The 20,270-nt window shown below is 56.6% G+C and carries 20 protein-coding genes; 6 read left to right on the top strand and 14 right to left on the bottom strand.

What is annotated here, in order from left to right; translation table 11 throughout:
• On the bottom strand, positions 1-1,830 hold the full coding sequence (locus tag R3F64_RS01910) for an SEC-C metal-binding domain-containing protein (protein WP_332609475.1): 1,830 nt from the start codon (positions 1,828-1,830) through the stop codon (positions 1-3).
• A gap of 152 nt (positions 1,831-1,982) precedes the next feature.
• Between R3F64_RS01910 and R3F64_RS01905 the strand changes: the two genes are divergently transcribed.
• Positions 1,983-2,576, top strand: coding sequence for a GNAT family N-acetyltransferase (locus tag R3F64_RS01905; RefSeq protein ID WP_264823193.1), 594 nt, complete (start codon positions 1,983-1,985; stop codon positions 2,574-2,576).
• Here the strand turns inward: R3F64_RS01905 and R3F64_RS01900 are convergent.
• Positions 2,573-3,820: an ABC1 kinase family protein gene (locus R3F64_RS01900; RefSeq protein ID WP_309781291.1), complete on the bottom strand. Its 1,248-nt coding sequence runs from the start codon at positions 3,818-3,820 to the stop codon at positions 2,573-2,575. The two genes, R3F64_RS01905 and R3F64_RS01900, sit on opposite strands and share 4 nt — an antisense overlap.
• Positions 3,821-3,992: 172 nt before the next feature.
• Here R3F64_RS01900 and R3F64_RS01895 point away from each other — a divergent pair, with 172 nt between their 5' ends.
• Positions 3,993-5,918: a DNA topoisomerase III gene (locus R3F64_RS01895; protein ID WP_332609471.1), complete on the top strand. Its 1,926-nt coding sequence runs from the start codon at positions 3,993-3,995 to the stop codon at positions 5,916-5,918.
• Between the two features lie 52 nt (positions 5,919-5,970).
• Here the strand turns inward: R3F64_RS01895 and R3F64_RS01890 are convergent, their stop codons facing one another.
• Positions 5,971-6,486 (bottom strand): MgtC/SapB family protein, encoded by a 516-nt coding sequence (locus R3F64_RS01890; protein WP_264823197.1) that lies wholly within the window; start codon positions 6,484-6,486, stop codon positions 5,971-5,973.
• A 47-nt stretch (positions 6,487-6,533) separates the two neighbouring features.
• Positions 6,534-7,439, bottom strand: coding sequence for a LysR substrate-binding domain-containing protein (locus R3F64_RS01885; protein ID WP_332609468.1), 906 nt, complete (start codon positions 7,437-7,439; stop codon positions 6,534-6,536).
• Positions 7,440-7,559: 120 nt separating this feature from the next.
• Here R3F64_RS01885 and R3F64_RS01880 point away from each other — a divergent pair, with 120 nt between their 5' ends.
• Positions 7,560-8,261, top strand: coding sequence for an FMN-dependent NADH-azoreductase (locus tag R3F64_RS01880; RefSeq protein ID WP_264823200.1), 702 nt, complete (start codon positions 7,560-7,562; stop codon positions 8,259-8,261).
• A gap of 95 nt (positions 8,262-8,356) precedes the next feature.
• Here the strand turns inward: R3F64_RS01880 and R3F64_RS01875 are convergent, their stop codons facing one another.
• The 6 genes from R3F64_RS01875 to R3F64_RS01850 form a co-directional block, all read right to left on the bottom strand.
• A complete protein-coding gene (locus R3F64_RS01875) occupies positions 8,357-8,893 on the bottom strand; it encodes an MgtC/SapB family protein (protein WP_332609466.1) in 537 nt (178 codons plus the stop codon).
• Between the two features lie 67 nt (positions 8,894-8,960).
• On the bottom strand, positions 8,961-10,247 hold the full coding sequence (locus tag R3F64_RS01870; protein ID WP_332609464.1) for a cation:proton antiporter: 1,287 nt from the start codon (positions 10,245-10,247) through the stop codon (positions 8,961-8,963).
• A gap of 166 nt (positions 10,248-10,413) precedes the next feature.
• Positions 10,414-11,046, bottom strand: coding sequence for an O-methyltransferase (locus tag R3F64_RS01865; protein WP_332609462.1), 633 nt, complete (start codon positions 11,044-11,046; stop codon positions 10,414-10,416).
• A gap of 133 nt (positions 11,047-11,179) precedes the next feature.
• Complete coding sequence (locus R3F64_RS01860; protein ID WP_332609460.1) at positions 11,180-12,541, bottom strand: CHAD domain-containing protein; 1,362 nt, start codon at positions 12,539-12,541, stop codon at positions 11,180-11,182.
• A gap of 53 nt (positions 12,542-12,594) precedes the next feature.
• Entirely contained in the window at positions 12,595-13,002 is a 408-nt protein-coding gene (locus R3F64_RS01855; RefSeq protein WP_442908811.1) for a DUF2784 domain-containing protein, read from the bottom strand.
• Between the two features lie 119 nt (positions 13,003-13,121).
• Positions 13,122-13,352: a hypothetical protein gene (locus R3F64_RS01850; RefSeq protein WP_332609458.1), complete on the bottom strand. Its 231-nt coding sequence runs from the start codon at positions 13,350-13,352 to the stop codon at positions 13,122-13,124.
• A 338-nt stretch (positions 13,353-13,690) separates the two neighbouring features.
• On the opposite strand from R3F64_RS01850, the gene R3F64_RS01845 reads away from it, so the two are divergent.
• Complete coding sequence (locus R3F64_RS01845) at positions 13,691-15,004, top strand: DUF2254 domain-containing protein (protein WP_199283396.1); 1,314 nt, start codon at positions 13,691-13,693, stop codon at positions 15,002-15,004.
• 347 nt (positions 15,005-15,351) lie between these two features.
• Positions 15,352-15,885: an invasion associated locus B family protein gene (locus tag R3F64_RS01840; protein WP_332609454.1), complete on the top strand. Its 534-nt coding sequence runs from the start codon at positions 15,352-15,354 to the stop codon at positions 15,883-15,885.
• Positions 15,886-16,053: 168 nt separating this feature from the next.
• Here R3F64_RS01840 and R3F64_RS01835 read toward each other — a convergent pair whose 3' ends face one another.
• From R3F64_RS01835 to R3F64_RS01825, 3 genes are all read right to left on the bottom strand, one after another.
• Entirely contained in the window at positions 16,054-17,028 is a 975-nt protein-coding gene (locus tag R3F64_RS01835; protein ID WP_332609452.1) for a calcium/sodium antiporter, read from the bottom strand.
• A gap of 131 nt (positions 17,029-17,159) precedes the next feature.
• Positions 17,160-17,966 (bottom strand): M48 family metallopeptidase, encoded by an 807-nt coding sequence (locus R3F64_RS01830; protein WP_332609450.1) that lies wholly within the window; start codon positions 17,964-17,966, stop codon positions 17,160-17,162.
• 18 nt (positions 17,967-17,984) lie between these two features.
• Positions 17,985-19,022 (bottom strand): hypothetical protein, encoded by a 1,038-nt coding sequence (locus R3F64_RS01825; RefSeq protein WP_199283402.1) that lies wholly within the window; start codon positions 19,020-19,022, stop codon positions 17,985-17,987.
• Positions 19,023-19,228: 206 nt separating this feature from the next.
• On the opposite strand from R3F64_RS01825, the gene R3F64_RS01820 reads away from it, so the two are divergent.
• Positions 19,229-19,453: an amphi-Trp domain-containing protein gene (locus tag R3F64_RS01820; protein WP_085918741.1), complete on the top strand. Its 225-nt coding sequence runs from the start codon at positions 19,229-19,231 to the stop codon at positions 19,451-19,453.
• Between the two features lie 90 nt (positions 19,454-19,543).
• On the opposite strand, the gene R3F64_RS01815 is transcribed toward R3F64_RS01820, so the two are convergent.
• Positions 19,544-20,224 carry a TVP38/TMEM64 family protein gene (locus R3F64_RS01815; RefSeq protein ID WP_085918742.1) on the bottom strand — a complete coding sequence of 227 codons (681 nt, stop codon included), beginning with the start codon at positions 20,222-20,224 and terminating at the stop codon, positions 19,544-19,546.
• Between the last annotated feature and the right edge of the window lie 46 nt (positions 20,225-20,270).

Here is a 20,270-nt window from a genome sequence, read left to right as displayed (position 1 = left end):
TTAGCGACTCGCGGGGCGGTGGGCATCGAGCCAGTCCAACGCCCCCTGGGTCGTCCGCCACTGATCACGCATTAGCGTGCGGTACTGCCAGGCCTCGGCGCGTGAACCGGGGTCAACCTGACCATCGGGGTGAGGCATTACCGGGCGCGGGTTTTCAGCGCAAATCATGTCCAGGGTATGGCGGTTATGGGTAACGACCTCCTTGAGCGAGCGCTCTGCGGCTTCGTGATGGCCAAGCCGGTATAGCGCCAGCGTGCGGCCCATCAGCAGCCCCAACTCCAATGAACCATCGCCGCTGGCTTGCTCGGTGAGCGCCAAGGCTTCTTCATTACGGTCATCGCGCAGCAGTTGGTCCAGCACCAGTTCACGTAGCCCTAGGCTATCTTCCTGATCGATCGCCAGGAGCTCTTCGGCCAGCTCTCGGGAATGCTGGCGCGCGCCACGCTCCATGCCCACCACCAGGGCCAAGCCAATGCGCAGCAGGATGGCATTATTGGCATCGTCCCAGCGCAGGCTACCTTGCCCCTCAGCGCGTGCCTGGGTCAGCCAGCGCGAAAGACGCTTGGCAAGCGGTGCGAGCAAACTGGGCGCCATCCACGGCAGGCTGCCAAAACGGCTGGTAAGGGCCAGCGTCAGGTCCTGCACCACTTGAGGCGCATCCAGCCATTCGGGGTGGGCGCACAACGCCGACATCCACTCCACTGCGTTGCCCCATGGCTCGCCTCGGAATCCCAGCGCTACGTCGTCATCCACCATGACCTGAAACTGCTCGTGCCAGGCGGCGAATAGCGTCGCTTCGCGTGCGCTGACGTGGTACTCCAGATGCTCGGTATCAGGATTAGAGGTGATGTCGATCTTGGGCGCAGTGGGCAGCGCAGCGAGCAGCGCCTGCAATGAAATCAACGGCGTTGCCAGGTCTTCCTCAGCACTGAGCAATTGATCCGCCAGGGTCGCACCGGGGTTGTCGGCAAGCGCCGCCAGGAAGTCGAGCTGATCGTCGTCAAGATCGCCCTGCCGGACCAAGCGACGATACCAAAAATTGGCACGCTCCTTGGCTTCACGTTCGTGCCCTTCATGCAACAACAGCATGGCTTCGATATACGCCAGCGTCGGCGAATCCGGCAGCGCCTGCTGGGCTTTGACAAAGGCCGCACGAGCGCTATCCAGGTCATCGTTGTCCAGATGCGTCAGGCATAGCCGTTCAAGTGCCACCCCGCGCAGGAACAGTGGCCCCCTTTCCAATACCTCATCCAGCAGGTCGGCTCGCTTGCGGGTAAATCCACGCTCCTGGTAAATATCCAACAGAATTTCAAACGCGGGTTCAGCCTGTTCAGGCAGCCGCGACCAGTCGCTGCCATCGAACAGCGATTCAAGAATCTGCATGGCGCGGCCGCTTTGGCCACTTTCAGCGGCAATCAACCCGGCTTCAAGCAGTGCCTGGGGCAGCGCACGCTGGCTATCCAGCGCGGCTTTCAGGGTCGCGCCCTTCCACTCGCGCAGCGAGAGCATCCACATCATCTGCTCGGGGATTTCAGTGGGGAATTCGACCCGCGCGCAGCACTGCTTGAACTTGTGACCGGAATCGCACCAGCACGGCTCATTTCGACCGGGCGTGGCAAGGGGTTCGCAGGCAAAATCCAGCCGTTCCAATGGCGTTTGCGACCATAGAATGGGGGCAAGCGCCTGAGCCGTCGCCAGATCATCATTGAAATATTCCGCCCCCTCGGCACGCACCCAGGTCATAAAATCGGGGTAGTGTTCATCCTGCCTGATAGCCGAGAGTGCCCCGGAGGCAAATCCCAGCAGCTGATCGACCCATACCGCCAGCATTGCCGTCTCCACTTATAAAAGACCCTATTGAAAAGCGACATAGTCTAGCATGACCATTGGGGGCACGCAGAGAGGATTGGCAAGATCGCCAAGGGCTGCCAGCGGGAAACGCTTCTACCCACCCGGCCAACGTTTATCTGGAGAGCAACCCAATGGACACATTGACACTAACCACCTGCCAAGGGGCCGAAATAACGCCTCATGTCCAGGCACTGGCACGCCTGCGCATTGAGGTATTTCGTGACTACCCCTACCTCTACGATGGTGACCTAAGCTACGAAGCGGATTACCTGGGTCGCTACGCGGATAATCCAGACAGCCTGTTCGTCCTGGTCTTCGACGGCGAATCATTGGTGGGCGCCGCCACAGGACAGCCGCTGGCCGATGAAGTCGACGAGTTCCGTCGCCCGTTCCAGGCCAACGGCATTGATCCCTCGAGCGTGTTTTATTATGGGGAATCGGTGCTGCTTCATGATTACCGTGGACGCGGCATCGGCAAACGCTTCATGGCCGAACGAGAGGCACATGCCAAGCTCAGAGGGTTTGATAGAGTCGCTTTCTGCGCTGTTGAGCGCCCCGCCGGCCATCCACTGGCGCCATCCAATTATCGTCCGCTGCATGACTTCTGGAATGCCCAGGGTTACCAACGCCACCCAGAACTCGCCACCACTTTCGCCTGGAAAGATATCGGCGAAAATGAAGAAAGCCACAAATCAATGGTGTTCTGGATGAAGCGTCTCGATTAAGCCACTCGGGCCCATTCAAGCAGGGGGGCCGTCCGCGAGTGCATATCAAGCCTTGCCTGTAAGCGCACCAGGTTCCAGTAATGGCCATTGAGGGCGCGTGAAAGTAGCAGCGTATCGGCGGGGGGCTGCAGACGGTCCATGGCCCCCCATACCTTGGGCGTCAGTTCGCGCAGGCGGCGATGGACGCGCACATCGCTGAAGTCCTGTTCACCGGGGCTAAACAGCGGCGCCACGCACTCGGCGGACTCGCGATAAAGCGATAAGGGGGCGCCCTGCCCCTGGCGGCCCCCCATTTGCATCAGCGCTTCATCCATTGCCATCGGATCATGGGCAAGGGTCGCGTTGAGGAGTTGCATCATCGCTTTCAAGCGGGTCTCGGGCACTGGAATCACCGCGCCAAAGTCGTATATCACCAACCGGCCTTGATCATCGGCCGCAAAATTACCCGCATGCGGGTCGGCGTGCAGCTCGCCGTAGGTAAACAATTCCTCGGTGATCCAGTCCGCCAACGCCACGGCGATTTTCTGGCGGGTGTCATCGTCAGCGCTTTCCAGATCGCGCAGCGGTGTACCACCCACAAAACGCATCGCCAGCACATGTTGGCCGGAAAGCTCAAAAAGCGGCTCGGGTATCACCAAGCGGCTATCGGCCTGGTAGCGTTCGCGGTAACGGGCCATGGCATCGGCCTCGGCGCGATAATCAAGCTCGTCGCGTAGCCCCGCTGCCAGCTCTTCAAACAGCGCATCCAGGCGCGCCTGGGGCACCTTGAACCAGCGGCCCAATCCCATGATACGCTTTACCTGCTTGAGATCGCTTTCCAGCACGTCGGCAAGCCCGGGGTACTGCACCTTTAGCACCACTGTTTCGCCGGCATGGGTGACCGCCTTGTGCACCTGCCCCATGGAAGCGCTGGCGAAGGGCCGCTCTTCGATGTCCCGAAAGTGCGAATCCAGCTCGCCGTACTGCATCACCAGCGCCTCGCGTATGCGCGGCCAGGGCATCGGCTCCGCCTGGCGTTGAAGGCGCGACAGCTCCTCGGCCAGGTCCGGCGGCAAGAGGTCATCCCACTGGGACATGATCTGCGCCAGCTTCATGGCCGGGCCTTTCAGCTCGGATAGTCCCTCAAATAGCGCCTCGCCCAGAGCCCGCCAGTCTGCCTGGCCACCCAGGCGTGTCTTGAGTAGCGCCCCGCCAGTGCGTGCCCCCAACCCCATCAAACGTCGTGTTCTGCCGCGATCTCGCATTTAAGTCGCCTCGTTGAGCATCTGATAAGCAGCTTACGCAATCCTATCAAATTATACAAAAGCTATACGCATAATTACTGAACATCATTTTCTCGACAACCCCTGCTATGCGCTTACGTGTGTGGTGTCTGTTACCATATTCATACGTTACACAATTTAAGGCATCTCCCGCATGCGCTTGATTATCGCCGAAAAACCCAGCCTTGCCCGGGCAATTGCCGATGCACTTCCCGGAAGCGGAAAACGACAGGACGGCGCCATTCACTGCGGCGATACCACGGTTACCTGGTGCCTGGGACACCTCCTGGAACAGGCAGCCCCGGAGGCCTACGACCCTGCCGATAAACAATGGCGATTGGATCGGCTACCCATTGTGCCGCAGCAGTGGAAATTGATGCCGCGCTCAAAAGCGCGCGGGCAACTGGCGGTGATACGCAAGCTGATTAAACAGGCAAGCGAGGTCGTTCACGCCGGTGACCCGGATCGCGAAGGTCAATTGCTGGTACAGGAAGTGATCGACTACATGAAGTACCGCGGCCCGGTACAACGGCTGCTGATCAGCGACCTCAATAGGCCCGCCGTCAGCCGCGCCCTTGCCAGCCTGCGACCCAACGCCGAGTACCAGCCACTGTTCCAGGCGGCCCAGGCACGCGCCCGTGCTGACTGGCTCTACGGCATCAACCTGACCCGCGCCTGGACGCTTACGGGCCGCCAGGCAGGCCACGACGGCGTGCTTTCCGTAGGCCGCGTACAAACCCCGGTGCTGGGCTTGATCGTGCGCCGCGACAACGCTATTCGAGACTTTGTGCCCCACCCTTATTACCCCCTTTGGGCCGACCTCAAGGTCGCTCAGGGCCAGCTGCGCGCCTGGTGGGCACCCAAGGAACACCAGCCATTAGATGACCAGGGGCGCTTGATCGACCGCCGGCCCGCCGACGCATTGGCAGCGCAGCTACCCGGCGCCTCGGGTCAATTGACCCATCTCGACCAGCAGGAGAAACGCCAGGCACCGCCACTGCCGTACTCGCTCTCAGCCCTTCAGGTCGACGCTGCCCGCCGTCACGGGCTTTCTGCACAGGTAGTACTGGATATTTGCCAGCGGCTATACGAGCAACACAAGCTGATTACCTACCCGCGCTCCGACTGCCGCTACCTGCCCGAAGAGCACCTCCCGCTTGCCCAGCGCAGCCTGAACGGTGCCTGCCAGAACGATGAAGCCCTTCAACAGTGGCTGAAAGGCGCGGACTTTTCGCTACGTTCCAAAGCCTGGAACGACAAGCAGGTAGGCGCCCACCACGCCATCGCCCCCAGCGGCAAGCCAGCAGATTTCAGCCAGCTCTCCGCGACCGAAGGGCATGTCTTTCGATTGATCGTACGCAACGTTATGGCCCAGTTTTACCGTCCGCTGCGCACCTTTGAGGTAAAAGCCGAGTTTACGCTGCTTAATGAAGCCTTCCGCGCTCGCGGCCAAAGCATTCTTGACCCCGGCTGGAAACCGCTGTTTACCACCCGCGATGAAAGCCCGCCGCTGCCGCCGCTCACCCAAGGAGAAGCCTGCCAGGCGATGGGTGCTGGCGTTGACGAGAAGGAAACCCGCCCGCCGGAACCCTTCACCGATGCCAGCCTGATCAAGGCAATGATGAACATCGGCCGCTACGTAGACGATCCTGCCGTGCGTCGCACCCTGCGCGACACCGATGGCCTGGGCACCGAAGCCACCCGCGCCGGTATTATCGAAACGTTGGTCCAGCGCGGCTACCTGGTCCGCCAGCAAAAGGCCCTGCGCGCCACCAAGCTCGGCAGCGCCCTGATCGCCGCCCTGCCTGAAGCGGTCAGCACCCCCGAACGCACCGCACTCTGGGAACAGCGACTGCGCGCCATCGCCGAACAGCAGGACGACGCCAACACCTTTCAGAAGGCGTTACTGGATGACTTGCGCGGCCTGCTCAGCCATAGCGATGCAGGGAAACTCAGGCAGAGTTTGCAAACGGCACAAGGCGTAGCCGGTGGCCCGGCGAAGCGCTCAGGCAAGCCGAGAAAGCGTTATAGTAAGAAGAAAGCCAACAGCAAGGGCAGTCGTAAAACACCAGTGCAGTAACGCTAACGCCTTATCGACTTGCAACTGATGGGGCTATGGTCGTTTGGTGGCTTCAAACATCGGAATGATCGTCATCATCCTCAGAGGTTGAAGCTTTTTTCTTGCTGATGGGGCGCGAAAAGAAAGGCACCACGTAAAGCACCATCCAGGCCAGCAGCGTACATAAAACGGCTGTTTGCTCACGCCCCAGACCCACGGCTACCCCAATGGCGGCCGTCAGCCAAATACCGGCCGCCGTGGTGAGGCCTGACGTGCCTTGTTCGTCTTTGCGGGTAATGATGGTGCCGGCACACAGAAAACCGATGCCTGCAATGACACCCTGAATGACGCGACTCATCTCTGCATCAGAAATACCCGTCTGTTCAGGAATAAAAATGAATAAAGCAGCACCCATGCAGACCAGCATGTGGGTCCGAATACCAGCCGCCTTGCCTCGCTGCTCTCGCTCGAGCCCCAACAGGCCACCGAGAACAGCTGCCAATAGTAGCCGGATCACCACAATGATGAGTTCGCCTAAGTCGTTGAATTCCGAAAACTCGGAGGCGATGATATTTCTAATTGCTTCCACCTTTTCACTCCTGTTGATCCAGTCTGGTAGCCCTTCATATCCACACGTCAGGGCGATGGCGCACAAAGCCCACCCGGCACCGATTTCACCCACTCCCGTATAGCCAGAATCGTCGGATCGTCCCGGCGGCTTTCCGGGTAAACTAGAAAAAACGGCTTGCCTTCAAATGCAGGGCCGAAAGGTTGCACCAGGCGCCCTTCCTCCAATTCATCCTTAATCAACTGGCGACTCATCAGCGCAACGCCCTGTTCACCCACGGCAGCTGAAATAGCATGGGTTTCGTCAGAAAACACCAGACCGGCACTAACGTCCAGTCCAGGTACCTTTGCCTCTTTTTGCCACGCTGCCCAATCAAGCGGCGAAGAAATAGCCCCCTGACTACTGAAGTGAATCAATGGGTGCAAAGGTAAATGCGCCACCTCGTGCAGACCAAGGCGTGGACTGCAGGTCGGGATGAAGGTGTTATCAAATAATTTTTCCGCTACCAATCCCGGCCAGCGGCCATCACCATAACGAATGGCAATGTCTGCCGTTACCCCATCCAACGCTACCGGCTCGTGAGAAGCATGAATGCGCAGATCAATGTCTGGATGCGAGTCACGCAGTAGGCAAACCCATGGCAGCAACCAGCGCACCGCGACCGCAGGCGTCGTGGAAAGCGTAGTGGTTTGGCGAACGGGCACAGCGCTTAGCCGCTCGACCGCGTGACTGATGCTGTCAAACGCGCCTTCCAACACCTGCAGCAGCTCCCGGCCCTGGGAAGTCAGTTCCAACTGGCGTGGTTTACGCACAAACAAGGTAATGCCGAGCGTTTCTTCAAGCCCACGGACCTGGTGACTAATGGCAGTGGCCGTCACTGAGAGCTCCTGTGCCGCCTGCTTGGCACTTTCATGACGGGCAGCAGCCTCAAAAGCGCGCAGTGCCGAAAGTGAGGGTAAACGTCGATAGCTCATGAATGAATTTTAATCACCTATGCCGACAAGAAAAGATCGTTTGTTCGCCTCTACAAGCAAGGCCTACGCTGATTCTGTTGTTAATCATAGATGAGTTCAGTTCAGATTAGGAGACCAATCATGCCACATATTCTGCAGATAGATGCCAGCGCCCGCCCCGGTATTGCGGGAACCGATAAGCACGGCTCCCATAGCCGCCACCTCACCCAACGGTTTGTCAGTCAATGGCAATCAGGTCGCCCCCATGACACGCTAACTTATCGCGATATTGGTCAAAATCCGCCGTCCTTTATCAGCCACGATTGGATCGCGTCAGCGTTTACGCCTGAAGACCAGCGAGAACCCTGGATGAAGGATGCGTTGGCAGAGAGCGACCTCTTGGTGGATGAATTAATTGCTGCTGATATTGTGGTGATTGGCGCGCCGCTTTATAACTTTGGCATGCCGGCCGCCCTCAAGGCGTGGATCGATCAAGTGATAAGGCTTGGCCGCACAATAGATTTCGATGACACCAATCCCATTGATCCTCCCATCCCGATGCTCACGGATAGATCAAGGCATGCTGTCATTCTTAGCGCCAGAGGCAGTATCGGCTTTGACCCTGGTAGAGAAATGGCGCATATGAACCACCTCGAGCCAAACCTCGCCACCGCGCTTGGCTTTATCGGCATTACCCGACTCCACTACATCGCCATTGAGGGGCAGGAAGCTGGCGGTGAGCTACTGGCAAACTCTGTGGCCGAGGCGATAGGCAAGGTTGAAGCGCTGGTCGATAAACTACAGATGTCGCTAGAGACCACTCCGATATCCGAACCGGCCTAGATCTCAAAGGGAGCTATTTTCAAGTAAACAGTCAACATTAATAGGTGCGGTGATCGCAAACCCAGGATATCCGCACCTTTTGAATCTATTTAATACTAGCGAATAGAAATTCCTCTTTTAACACCAGAGTTACCTTCACTTAGTTTTGCATAGGCAGCTTTTTTCTGGCTGATTGAGTGTGAAAAGAAAGGCACCACATAAAGCACCAGCCAAGCCAGAAGTGTGCACAGTACCGCCGTTTGCTCACGCCCAAGGCCAACCGCTATGCCGATGGCCGCTGTGAACCAAATACCGGCTGCTGTGGTAAGCCCTGTAGCAGCCTGATCATTCTTGCCAGTGATGATACTTCCGGCGCAAAGAAAGCCGATCCCGGCAATAACACCTTGAATAACTCGGCTCATCTCCGAATCCGAAATACCTGCTTGCTGCGGAATCAATATAAATAACGCAGCGCCCATGCAAACAAGCATATGGGTGCGTATTCCAGCCGCCTTGCCGCTCTGTTGACGCTCAAGCCCCAGCAGCCCACCTAGCAAGATAGCCATCAGTAGTCGAACTATCAAAATAATAAGTTCACTTACGTCATTGAAATCCGAAAACTCAGAAATAACGACACTGCGGATCAATTCCATCACTTCATTCCTGTTGGTTAACTAAAAAAAGCGGGCTGCAAAGGGAAAACCGGTGCACTGTGCCTGATTATGGCCACCACTTTGTCATCATCGGTTTGACGGTTAGTCCGTGGACGACGATCGAGAGCACGATGACCACTAGCGTGATGTGGATGAATTCCACGGCCAGCGCTTCCGGCAGACCAAAGACGATCGCGAACATCAAATAATAGATCGAGCCGATTCCACGTACGCCGAACCAGCCAACCAGCATCTGCAGCCGCATCGGTGTACCAGAACCAAGCAGACCCAAGAATACGCTGGCGGGGCGAACCACGAGAAAAAGGAATAGCGCCACCCCGACGGCCCTTAAACTCCATGAGTCAAGAAACAACATTCCACCTAGTAGCATGACCAGCACCAGCTCGGAGAGCCGCTCCAGTGACTCCTTGAACAACATGGAACCTTCAGATACTTGAGTGCTATTCGGTGGCGTCGGCTCTTCGGAATTAACCGGAATTTGCCGGTTGAAGCCCGTTTCTTGGTTAGGCCCGTGAATACTCGCCAGCTTAAGCTCCGACTGACGAAGTGAAATAGCCGCCGCGAAAACGGCCAGAAACCCCCAGGCATCGAGTAGCAGACAGACGCCATAGACCACGCCGATCAAGCCCATACCCAGAAAGTCATCCAGCAACGGGCCTTCGTTACTGAGAAAGCGCTGTTTCCATACAAGCTGTGCTAATAAGCGCCCCATTACGAGCCCGACAACCAGGGCAACGATTGTCGACCATAAAACATCCTTTAACACCCAAGCCCCAAGCAGTTCGTAACTAACCGGGGAACTGAGCATTGCCAGCCCCAGCATGACAAACGGAAAAGCACTGCCGTCATTCATGCCCGCTTCACTGGTCAGCGTGAAACGTAAAGGATCTTTATCCCCCATGTGCCGGACTTGAACATCGGTGGCTAAAACGGGATCAGTGGGTGCCAGAATAGCCCCCAGCAGAATCGCCGCCCCCAGTGGCAAGGCAAGCACGTAATAGCCAAACACAGCGGTCAGGACGACACTGATGGTCATGGAGATAATCGCGAGCCGAACGGGGGCATTCCACTCCCGCCATTTGAACGGCATCGGCATTTTCATTCCCGCGATAAACAACGATACGAGAACCGCAATTTCAGCGAGCACTTCCAGCAAATGCGCTTGTTCTAACGGATTAAAATGAAATGCTCCCAAGACCGACGGGCCAAGAGTCACCCCAATAGCCAAATAGACAATGGAAGGTGTCAGTCGCAGGCGATGTAGAATGGGCGAACGCAACCCCATCATGATCAGCAAGGTTCCGATCAATACAAACCAAGTAGCGTTGGTCACAGGGATTCATCCGAGGCGGGTTGAGTAGCAGTGTGGCGCATGAAAGCTGTCCGGTCACGAACACAATACGATGGCACCCACAAAACTGGCGATCACCTCAGCTAAATCGTCATTCCATGTTATGGAACAAAGCTGCCAAAATTGCCGGTCCCTGTAAGCTATGCCGCTAAAAGGCACACCGGGTGACCAGGAACTGTCCATTCCCGATGGGCACTGTGCAGGTAGTGACATCGGCATCTGCCGATACCAACGTCATAAAAGAATCCATTTCATCGTCGTGGGACGTGGCGTTGTCAACGACAAGAAGCCCGCCCCTGCGTAGTAAACGTTTGATGGTAGGCCACCAGGCCACATACGCCGAGCGTTTGGAATCCAGAAAAACAAGGTCGCAGCTTTCGTCATGCATTGCTTCCAGCAGGCCGCCCGCTTCCCCGCGAAGCTGGATAATGACATCAGAAAGCCCCGAGCGCTCAAAGTTACTGGCCGCTAGCTCAAGCTTGAAGTCAGATTGCTCAATTGTCGTCACGTGCCCAGCAATCTTTTGTGCCGCCTGAGCCAGCCACAAGGTGGAATATCCGTTGGACGTGCCAATCTCAAGCACACGCTGCGCGTTGGTCGCCTGAACCAGTACTGACAGAAACTCCCCGGTATCACGGGTAATATTCAGCATTCGCCGTGGGCGCTCGGCGATTGCCGCGTCGTTTTCCTGCCCAAATTGCTCCAATTCGACTAGCAGCGCTTGTAATGACTCACTTGACCCGGAAGGCGAAATCCCGCTTCCTTGAGATTTTTTAGCCATCCCAGGACTCCTTTGCGTTTGACCGTATAGTGTTGAGGCTCAAGTGCTTGACCATGGAAAGCCATGTATCGCCATGCAGAACTGCACGGTTTCAACTTAACGCACCTGATGAGCTTCGCCAGATGGGTATCAACTAGCGGGCCAAAGGAGCCAATGCCAATACCTCATTGCGCAGTTCGTGCTTTCGCTTCTCCAACGAAGCGCCCCATGACGCGCACTCTTTCTTCTGTTCAGCGTCGTTATCAGCGCTTTCGATGAAGGCATTTAGCCAGGCTTGTCGAGTGCATAGATCCTGAAAGTCACCGAGCAGGCGCTGACGGTGCTTCAATTCTGCCAGAAACGACTTGGGGACCTTGGGATTCAGATCGGCCAGATAACGGATGCGCTTCACGCCCTTGCGAAGTTCATGCAAAGAGGTGTCAGGGGCGTCTAAAGAAAGTGCCGCCAGATCCTTATCGTGGCTTGCAATGCGCTTATTGAGCACCGCCTTGATACGCTTGGGCGTCAGCTTGGTGAGCGCCTTCTTGACGTCATCGGAAGCGATAAACCTCTGCCAGTTTTGCATTTCCTCGGCGTACGCCGGCGCGCTTAACTGCTCGCACAGGGCTTGATGCTCTGTCCGCTGGCAATCCTGAAGCCATTGCTGCAAAGCTTGACGAGTCGCGGAAGAAAGCGGCGGTGACGTATTGCCAATATCCTCCAGAAACACGTCAAGGTCGCGGAGGTCGCTGGTGGCCCGGGCACGGTACTTGAGCCGCTTAAGCATTTTTTTCAGGCCAGGCACTTTGGTAATGGAACGTACGGATTCGCCCACTGCCAGGCTGCGACGCAGGTTAACCCGGTACTGATGCAGAAATTCAGCATCAACACCTGCGATCACCCCCGGCTCCAGGGCCCTGACCATCCGGTACTGGTGCTCGAGCATGGCAAGGAGTCGGCTGGACGTGTTGCCTTTATGATCAGATGGTTTGGGGGCAAGGCGCTTGAAAAGTGAATAGCTGGCCTCTTCCGGGGTCAGTCGTCTCACCAGCTCCGCACAGCCAGGTTCCATGGATGACCAGGGTGTATCGGGCAACGTGAAATGCAGCACGCTGCCGGTAGGCAGCGACGTCGGCGTTTCCTTATTGAGCCAGCAGGCGAGATCCACAAGGGCCGGATTATGGCCAATAACAAGCATTTTTTCGGGTTCATCAGGCAGTGCTTTGAGCCATGCCAGTAGTTCTTCACCGTCGAAGGTGTAGAGAGCGTCGTCAAATTGAGGCTGATTGATGAGTGCTCGTTCTGGCAACTGCGCGGCGATGTCGTCGAGGGTTTCCCGCGTACGAGCCGCCGTGCTGACGTGAACCTGCCCCTCCAACGCTTTCCAGCGTTGCAGCACAGGGGCCATTGCCGTCGCCTGACGCTTTCCCCGTTTGCGCAACGGCCGTTGGTAGTCGGTCATATTGTCACTGGGTTGCTTGGCCTTGGCGTGGCGCATCACGAAAAGATGCCGCATGTATTCGCTCCTCATTGCGACATGATTAACCAAGTTTAGTACACCCACATATGCTAGCGAACCCGTTTACGTGGCCGCACCACCCACCAACTCGCCAGCACCAAGCCGCCAAATATGCTGTAAACCACACCAAACACCCAGTCCGGCGCGCTGTAGTAAAGAAGGCTGTGCAGCCAATACTGAATAAATGAACCGGCATAAGTGGCCGCCCCCGCCTCGGTTCTGAGCGCCATTTCCCAGGTCGTCAGCGGACAGACCATCCCCAACCAGGCTTGCCCCACGACGTAGCCAATGGCACACAAGTGCACGATACGAAAACCGCGGTGACGCACCCACTGCCACTTCAGCAGATACCCGGCGTAAACAGCCAACAGGCCTAGTACCACGAAAACTACAAAGAGAACGTGGAGGATCAGGATGGCGTCTGCGAGCAACAGTAATAGCCACTGTTTAGTTATCACGATTCATTCCGTAGATGCTTCAAGCCCGCAACGGCAGCGCTGCGCCAATTACCATGAACAGACCTCTGCAAACGCGATTAAACCCTCGCCCGGCAAGTTCTAGCCAGTGTCGAATGCGGCTAGCAGCGCTTGCCAAAATAAACTCTGCCAAAGATTCCGTCATCACGCATGCCAAACATCCAAAGAGCAATAACGATGACAAACCCTATCGCGCCACCCGAAATCGTAAACAGCGTCTTGCGGCTTCCGTGAAGCACCCCATGCGTGAGTGCAAGAAGCCCGTTGGGACCAGGCGAGAGCGACAAGCCCACACAACTGGCGAAATAGATAAACCACATATCCAGCTGCATTGGCCAACTCGTGAATTCCCACCATTAAGCGCCTGAAAGATGCAAGCACAAGCTGCCTACGATACACGGCAATCCTGGCATACCTCGCCGATGGAATGCACTGTTTACAGCGCTTATGCGGCGCTCGCTGTATTCCTCCGCATCTCGGGAAGGCGTACACTCTCCAGATACAGCTTCTCGCCTGGGCGTTTTCTGGGTTGCCTAAGGGGTTCAGGCGCGGGATAACGAAGACAGCATATGCGCGGCCGTTAGCTCGACTGGGTTCGACGTCGGACCTGCCGCCTGGATTTTTACAAGTCGGCCTCAGAACCTTGAGCCTAACCACAGAGGATGGAATTATGGCTCAATCAAAGCTGTTCACCCTGGACAAGCTGCGCTTTGCTTTTAGTCGGATTAGCGAGCGTCTCTGGGTCAAGCCACTGCTCCTTTGCGTGCTTTCTATAGGCGGTACCTTCATCGCCATGCTCGCTGACACGATGGGGCTGTCGAGTGTGCTACCGGATATCACCCTGGCGTCTGTCGAATCGCTACTGACCATCATGGCGTCCAGCATGCTGGTGATTGCAACATTTGCAGTGGGCTCCATGGTGGCCGCTTATGCATCCGCCAGCACCGGGGCTACTCCCCGCTCCATACCGCTGGTGATTGCGGATGACGTTACCCAGAACGCATTGTCGGCATTTATAGGCGCCTTTATCTTCAGTATCGTTTCGCTGATAACCATCCAGAATGACATGTTTGACGCGGCAGGCCGGTTTGCGATCTTTGCACTGACGCTGTTGGTGTTTGCCATTGTCATCATCACATTCGTTCGTTGGGTGGACAGAATCGCACGGCTAGGCAAGGTGGTGAATACCATCGAGAAAGCGGAAAAGGCCGCAGGCGACGCACTGAACCGCCGTCGGCATGCGCCTTCACTCGGCGCGTTGACAGCCTCCCCGCATCAAGCGGCTGACAAGGGCATTCCTACCTGTTCTTCGAAAATTGGCTATGTCCAGCATATCGACCTGGAGACATTACAAGCCTGTGCTGAAGCGCACAATTGCCACGTAACAGTAGCGGTACTGCCGGGTACCTTTGTTCATACACACCTTCCATTGCTTCATATTGTTAAAGACGCCGAAGAATGCAAGGCGTTCGAGACAGAGGCTTTCTCCAGTGCCTTCACAATTGGCTCAAGCCGTACCTTTGAGGATGATCCTCGCTTCGGGCTGCTGGCGTTGTCCGAAATCGCCGACAAAGCGCTGTCGCCGGGCATCAATGACCCGGGAACCGCGATAAACGTGATTGGCACACTGGTGCGACTATTTACCCTTTGGCAATCCCCCGTAGAGATAGACCGGTTGCAAGCGATTACCTATAACCGTATCTCAGTGCCAGAACTGCTGATCGACGACCTGTTCGACGATGCTTTTACGGCAATTGCCCGGGACGGCGCGGGTATGGTGGAGGTGTCGATCCGATTGCAGAAAGCCCTGCTCGCTCTGGCCGGAACAGGTGACAGTGCGATGGTAGCGGCCGCCAGAAAACATTCAAGGATGGCACTGGCCCGTTCAGAAAGCGCAATGTCGCTTCAAGACGATATCGATGCTGTGCGCAAAACTGCTGAGTTTTCGGCATTGCCACCCATAACAGAACCAAACTCACTATAACGGGTCTTCCACTCGGTCAGACTCTCAACACGGCGTTGACCAGCCAGCCGTTATAGGCCACTACCTCCAGCAGTAGCATGCTCGCCTCGATGCGATTGATCCGCCCCTTGCCGCGAACCTCTTAGCCCATGATAAACAGCCCCACTACCTTGGCCATCATCACCGGCCAGTCCCAACGCATAACGCCGGGTTAAAACTGACCCATCCTTGGCAGTTAGCTGACAATTCAGGACTGCTTCGAGCGTCATTGAGCTCAACACTGACCCAAGGGGCTCGACCTCAAGCGAACAAGCAGGCATGGTGAGTATTATCATCCATCATCCGTGAACCAACAGGAGATCAAGCTAATGCCGCGCTGTCTTGCTCAAAATCTATGCATCATGGGTCTATTATCGATCTTGGTGTTGTCTCCCAACGCCTTCAGCCAACAACAACCGAGTACGTCTACCGGTGATGATGTCACCACCGAGTCTTTCCAGGACTGGGAGGTGCGTTGCCGGCGTAATGCCGAGGGCCCGTCGCCTTGTGCGATGTCGCAATTGGTTACTCAACCTGGCAGCGACCAGCCCTTGATGCAGGTCATTCTCAACTACCCACCCCAGATCGATGATCCGGTAATGAGCTTCTTCGTTCCGCTGGGGGTGCGTCTGGCCGCAGGCTTGCAATTAAGTGTGGATAACGCTGAGCCAATCCAGTTCCCTTACCAAGTCTGCCAGGCGCAAGGGTGCCGTGCTGACGCCCCCATTGAGCCGTCGATGTTGCAGCAACTCCGCAGTGGCAATACGGCAACCCTCAGCATGATTGGTCCACGCGGCGACCGCATGGACCTGGATATTTCTCTGATCGGCTTTACCGACGCCAATAACCGCATCAACCCCTGATCGTTGGGGCCTTGCCCGACAATGCCGGTCCATAAGGACCGGCACGTCGATACGATTGATGTGCGCTGCCAAGTTATGCGCTTCCAGCCCAACGAAAGCCGCCAGACCAAAGGCGGTATCTCCTATTTCAACCTTGGATGGCGGCCACCACCTGTCAGAGCAAAGCCTTCAAACTGTCAGTACAGCGTTGACCAGCCAGCCGTTGTAGGCCACTAACCCCAGCAGTAGCAGACTCGCCTCGATTCGATTGATCCGCCCCTTGCCGCGAATCCCAAAGCCCATGATGAACAGGCCTACTACCATGGCCATCATCACCGGCCAGTCGCGGAGCATGACCTCCGCTGAAAGTGCCTCCATCGGTGCGATAACACCAGCGATACCCACCACTGCCAATAGATTGAACATGCAGGAACCCACGACATTGCCAATGGCAATATCGTGCTCCCCCTTGCGAACCGCGGCGATCGACGATGCCAACTCCGGCAGCGAGGTACCAAGCGCCACGATCGTTAGTCCGATGATGAGATCACTGACGCCCAGGGCACTCGCCACGGAGACAGCCCCCCACACCAGCATCCGCGAGCTCACCAACAGCAGCGCCAGACCAACGAGGAGCCACAGGATGGCTCGGCCAAGTGTCATGGCATGCGAGGAGAGTTCCTGTTCAGTCTCGACGGCTAATGTATCACCCTTGCCACGCAGGGCTGCCCAGGTCGTCCAGGCCATCAGGCCAAAGAACCCCATCAGTAGCAACACCGACTCCAATCGGCCAAGTTGATCATTCCAGAAGAATGCCCCTGCCACGGCTCCAAACAGCAATAGCAACGGCAACTCACGACGGATGATCGTCGAATGCACCGCAATCGGCACGATCAGCGCCGTTACTCCGATGATCAGGCCAACGTTGTAGATATTGGATCCCAGCGCATTGCCGAGGGCCAGTTCAGGATTCCCGTCCAGGGCCGCCATGATGGACACGACGATCTCGGGTGCCGACGTGCCGAACCCGACGATGACCATGCCGATCACCAAAGAAGGCAACCCGATGTGCCCGGCTACCGCCGAGGCACCATCAATGAAGCGGTCAGCGCTCCACAGGAGCAGGACAAACCCCAGGATGATGGCCAGAGTCGGTAAGATCACTACGTCTCCTCAATCGTTGTAAAGGGCACTGTTTGTAACCAGCCCGTCAGATGTCGGTATCTTTATCGTCGTCATGGTCGGAATGTCGTATCAGATAGCTGAAGAGACAGGATGGCAGATTATCTGGATCCTCACGATGTGGAACAGTCTGCAGGCGAGGCATTCTCGTAGGTTGCCAACGCTTCATCCATGGACGTTTCGAGCACCTTGATACGAGATTCGTGAGCGGGATGAGTCGAAAGAAACTCTGGAGGCTGACCTCCACCGGTAGCGGCCATATTGCGCCACAGCGCCACGCTCTCTTGCGGGTCAAACCCCGAACGGGCCATGATCGCCAGCCCCATCAGGTCGGCTTCTTCCTCATGGGTCCGGCTGAACGGCAGACTGATGCCGATCTGGGCGCCGATGCCCAAAGCCTGCATCAACTGCTGATGCCCCAGCTCACCCTCACCCAGTAATCCCACGACCAAAAGCCCGGCCTTGATGCCGAGTTGCTGGGTCAATCGCTCATTACCATGGTCAGCCAGCACATGGCCTACCTCGTGTCCGATCACCGCCGCGAGTTGCGCGGGTGTCTCGGCCACTCGAAGTAAACCAGTATGCACACCGATGCGCCCCCCAGGGAGAGCAAAGGCGTTGGGAGAAGAGTCCTCAAAGACGACAACGTCCCAGCGCTCAGGGAAAGCGAGCCCTGGGTAGCTTGCCTCAGCGCCCGCCACGACTTTGTCAGCCACACACTGTACCAGTTCATTCACCTGCGTATCGCGTGATACTGGCTGGCGATTGAGTAACTGGTCGAAGGTGTCCTCCCCCATCTGTGCCATCAGGTTTTCGGGCACCAATGCCAGTTGGGAACGCCCTGTTGGCGTCTCATCGCAACCAGTCAGAAGTGCCAGCTGCAATATGAACAGCAGGTGTAACGGGAATCGCAGACGCATCAACGGCCTCGCCAAGGATCAGGTAACCTGCAGGAGAGTATAGGGCGCCTCGCAGGCATGTCGTTCATCACGCTCATCCACGCTGCCTAGACCGAGATGCCGATCGTTGTCGTAAGCAACAAACAGTCGATCATGATCCAGTACGGCAAGCCCCTCAGCCTTGTGCTCGAACTCCAAGGGCAGTCCCTCAGGCGTGGTCACTAGTGCCGGGCTGCTGCCCGCTCGAAAATCGCCCAGGCTAACCTCCCACAGGTAACCGCCGATGCGTTCTTCCCCGGCTTCCTTCACCTCGAAGCTGTTAAGCAGGTAAAGGCGTGCATGGTAGGGATCATACTCCAGGCTCGATAAACCGCAGTCATAACGAACCGCCGGGTGATGGCCGGGATCAAAGGCGTAGTGCTCGCGCATTTTATCGATAAACACCAGGTTACCAGTGTCGCTAATCTCGTAATGAGCGCCCACGATACGGCTTACGTAACGGAAGTCATCATGCGCCCGCCCCTGTTCGCGAATGCCGAACAACAACAGGCCATCGCCGCGCTCTCCAGGTACCGCAGCAAGCCCCTCAACCTTGTAATAAGGGAAGCCAACGGCCTCATCGAGCTTGGTGCGCAGTTCCAGGGAGCCTTCGACGCCATCCCGTGGGTCGGGGTCTACTGCCTGCACTTTTTCAGGTTCGCCCAGCGGCCAAATCAATAAATGGTTATAGTCGTTCAGGACATGGCTTTCACTGTCGATTCGATCAAAGCCTGTGGTTGCCAGTACGTGTCGGCCATCCGCCGTGAGGGATAAATCCTCGTACTTGACAGCCTGTTTGACCAGCGGCGCTGTGTAGTATTCCAGTTGGCTGTCATCCGGGCCTTGTGCCGTCATCGGCATGGCAAAGACCGCCGAGCGTTCCTCGCCGGGGACCGGCTTGTCACTGGCCAGAATCAGCCTTTTGCCGTCATAGAGCACCGCGGAGACCTCGGCATTGACCAGTTTTCCTTGCTCATCGCGCAACCCAGCGGGAAAGCAGTGGATAGTTCCTTGCTGTAGAATGGTCGCGTGCGTCATGGTGTATGATCCTTACAACTGCCAAAAGTGGAGCGAAGCCTAGACCTTAGCGTCGGCGTCGCGTGTCCCAGAAGCTCTGGAAACGTTTCGTCGCTGCCGCGTTTGCCTTACGTCGCACATTACCAACTACGTATGGCCTGTTATGCTGGAAATCAAGCGACTTACCGATACGTACTGGCAATAACGACTGACCCGAGGAGCGTTAAATGAGCACTAAAGAAGAAAGGGATGTAGAAAAAGGCTACTCGAAAGCAGACTTTGTGGCCAAGCTGCGGCGGTTGGCGGATTCCATCGAGAACGGCGAACGTTTCGATATTCAGATTGCAGGCGAGCGTATTTACGTCCCCGTCCGAGCGGCGTTCACCATCGAACACGAACGCTCAGATGATGAAGAAGAAATAGAGTTTCAGATCAAATGGCATCATGAATAGCGACCGGTAGTCACCTGACATGACGGCGAGGATTTGCTTGGCGTCGGCTGAAGCGGCGCTGGTTATTGCCGACTGAGTCACAGCAAGCCGCTAGCGCGTTCGCGATTTGCGCCGGGAGTATTGTCGCAGCGCAAATAGCAGCAGGATGCCAAGCCCCAGGCCGACCAGCGACAACATGACATCGCGGGAGTCACTGGCCGTCACAAGCGCACCAAGCTGGCTGCCCAACAAGGTGACGGCTGCGAGCCCTGGCACAATGCCCAGGGTTGAACCGACCATGTAATCGCGAAACTTGATGTGAAAGGCCCCCGCCATCATATTGGTAAGGGTAAAAGGTGCCAATGGGAGCAGGTTAATCAGCGTCATTGCTCGGATGCCGCGACGGGACAGGTAGTGCGAAAGCCCATTCATGTGTTTGCCGCCATGGTTCATCAACGCCTCGCGCCCCAGGCGATGCCCTACAGCATACGACACGACCGACGACGCCAGCGTCCCCATCGTTGCATAAACAAACCCCCATACCGGACCGAATATCAAACCGGTGACGGCCACTAGGATACTCAGCGGAAACATCACCAAAAGGGCGATCACATAGACGACCGTCACCAGCACAAACACCCAAGAAGAATCTCGCCATTGAGGTGATGCGGCTACCCACGCACGGAGGCTATTAACTGTCACAATGTCATTGACCGTCAGCCATTGCCATAACCCGCCGAGTGCAAGCAGCAATGCTAGAACACTTAGCGCTATTGTGACGGGACGCACCATCCGCTTTTTCTCCTCAAATCCAATTGCCAACAGGGTAAAATATTGG

Origin of the sequence: Halomonas sp. 5021 (genome assembly GCF_036663435.1) — a bacterium.
GTDB lineage: Bacteria > Pseudomonadota > Gammaproteobacteria > Pseudomonadales > Halomonadaceae > Vreelandella > Vreelandella janggokensis.
This window is presented reverse-complemented; position numbering and strand designations above follow the sequence as displayed.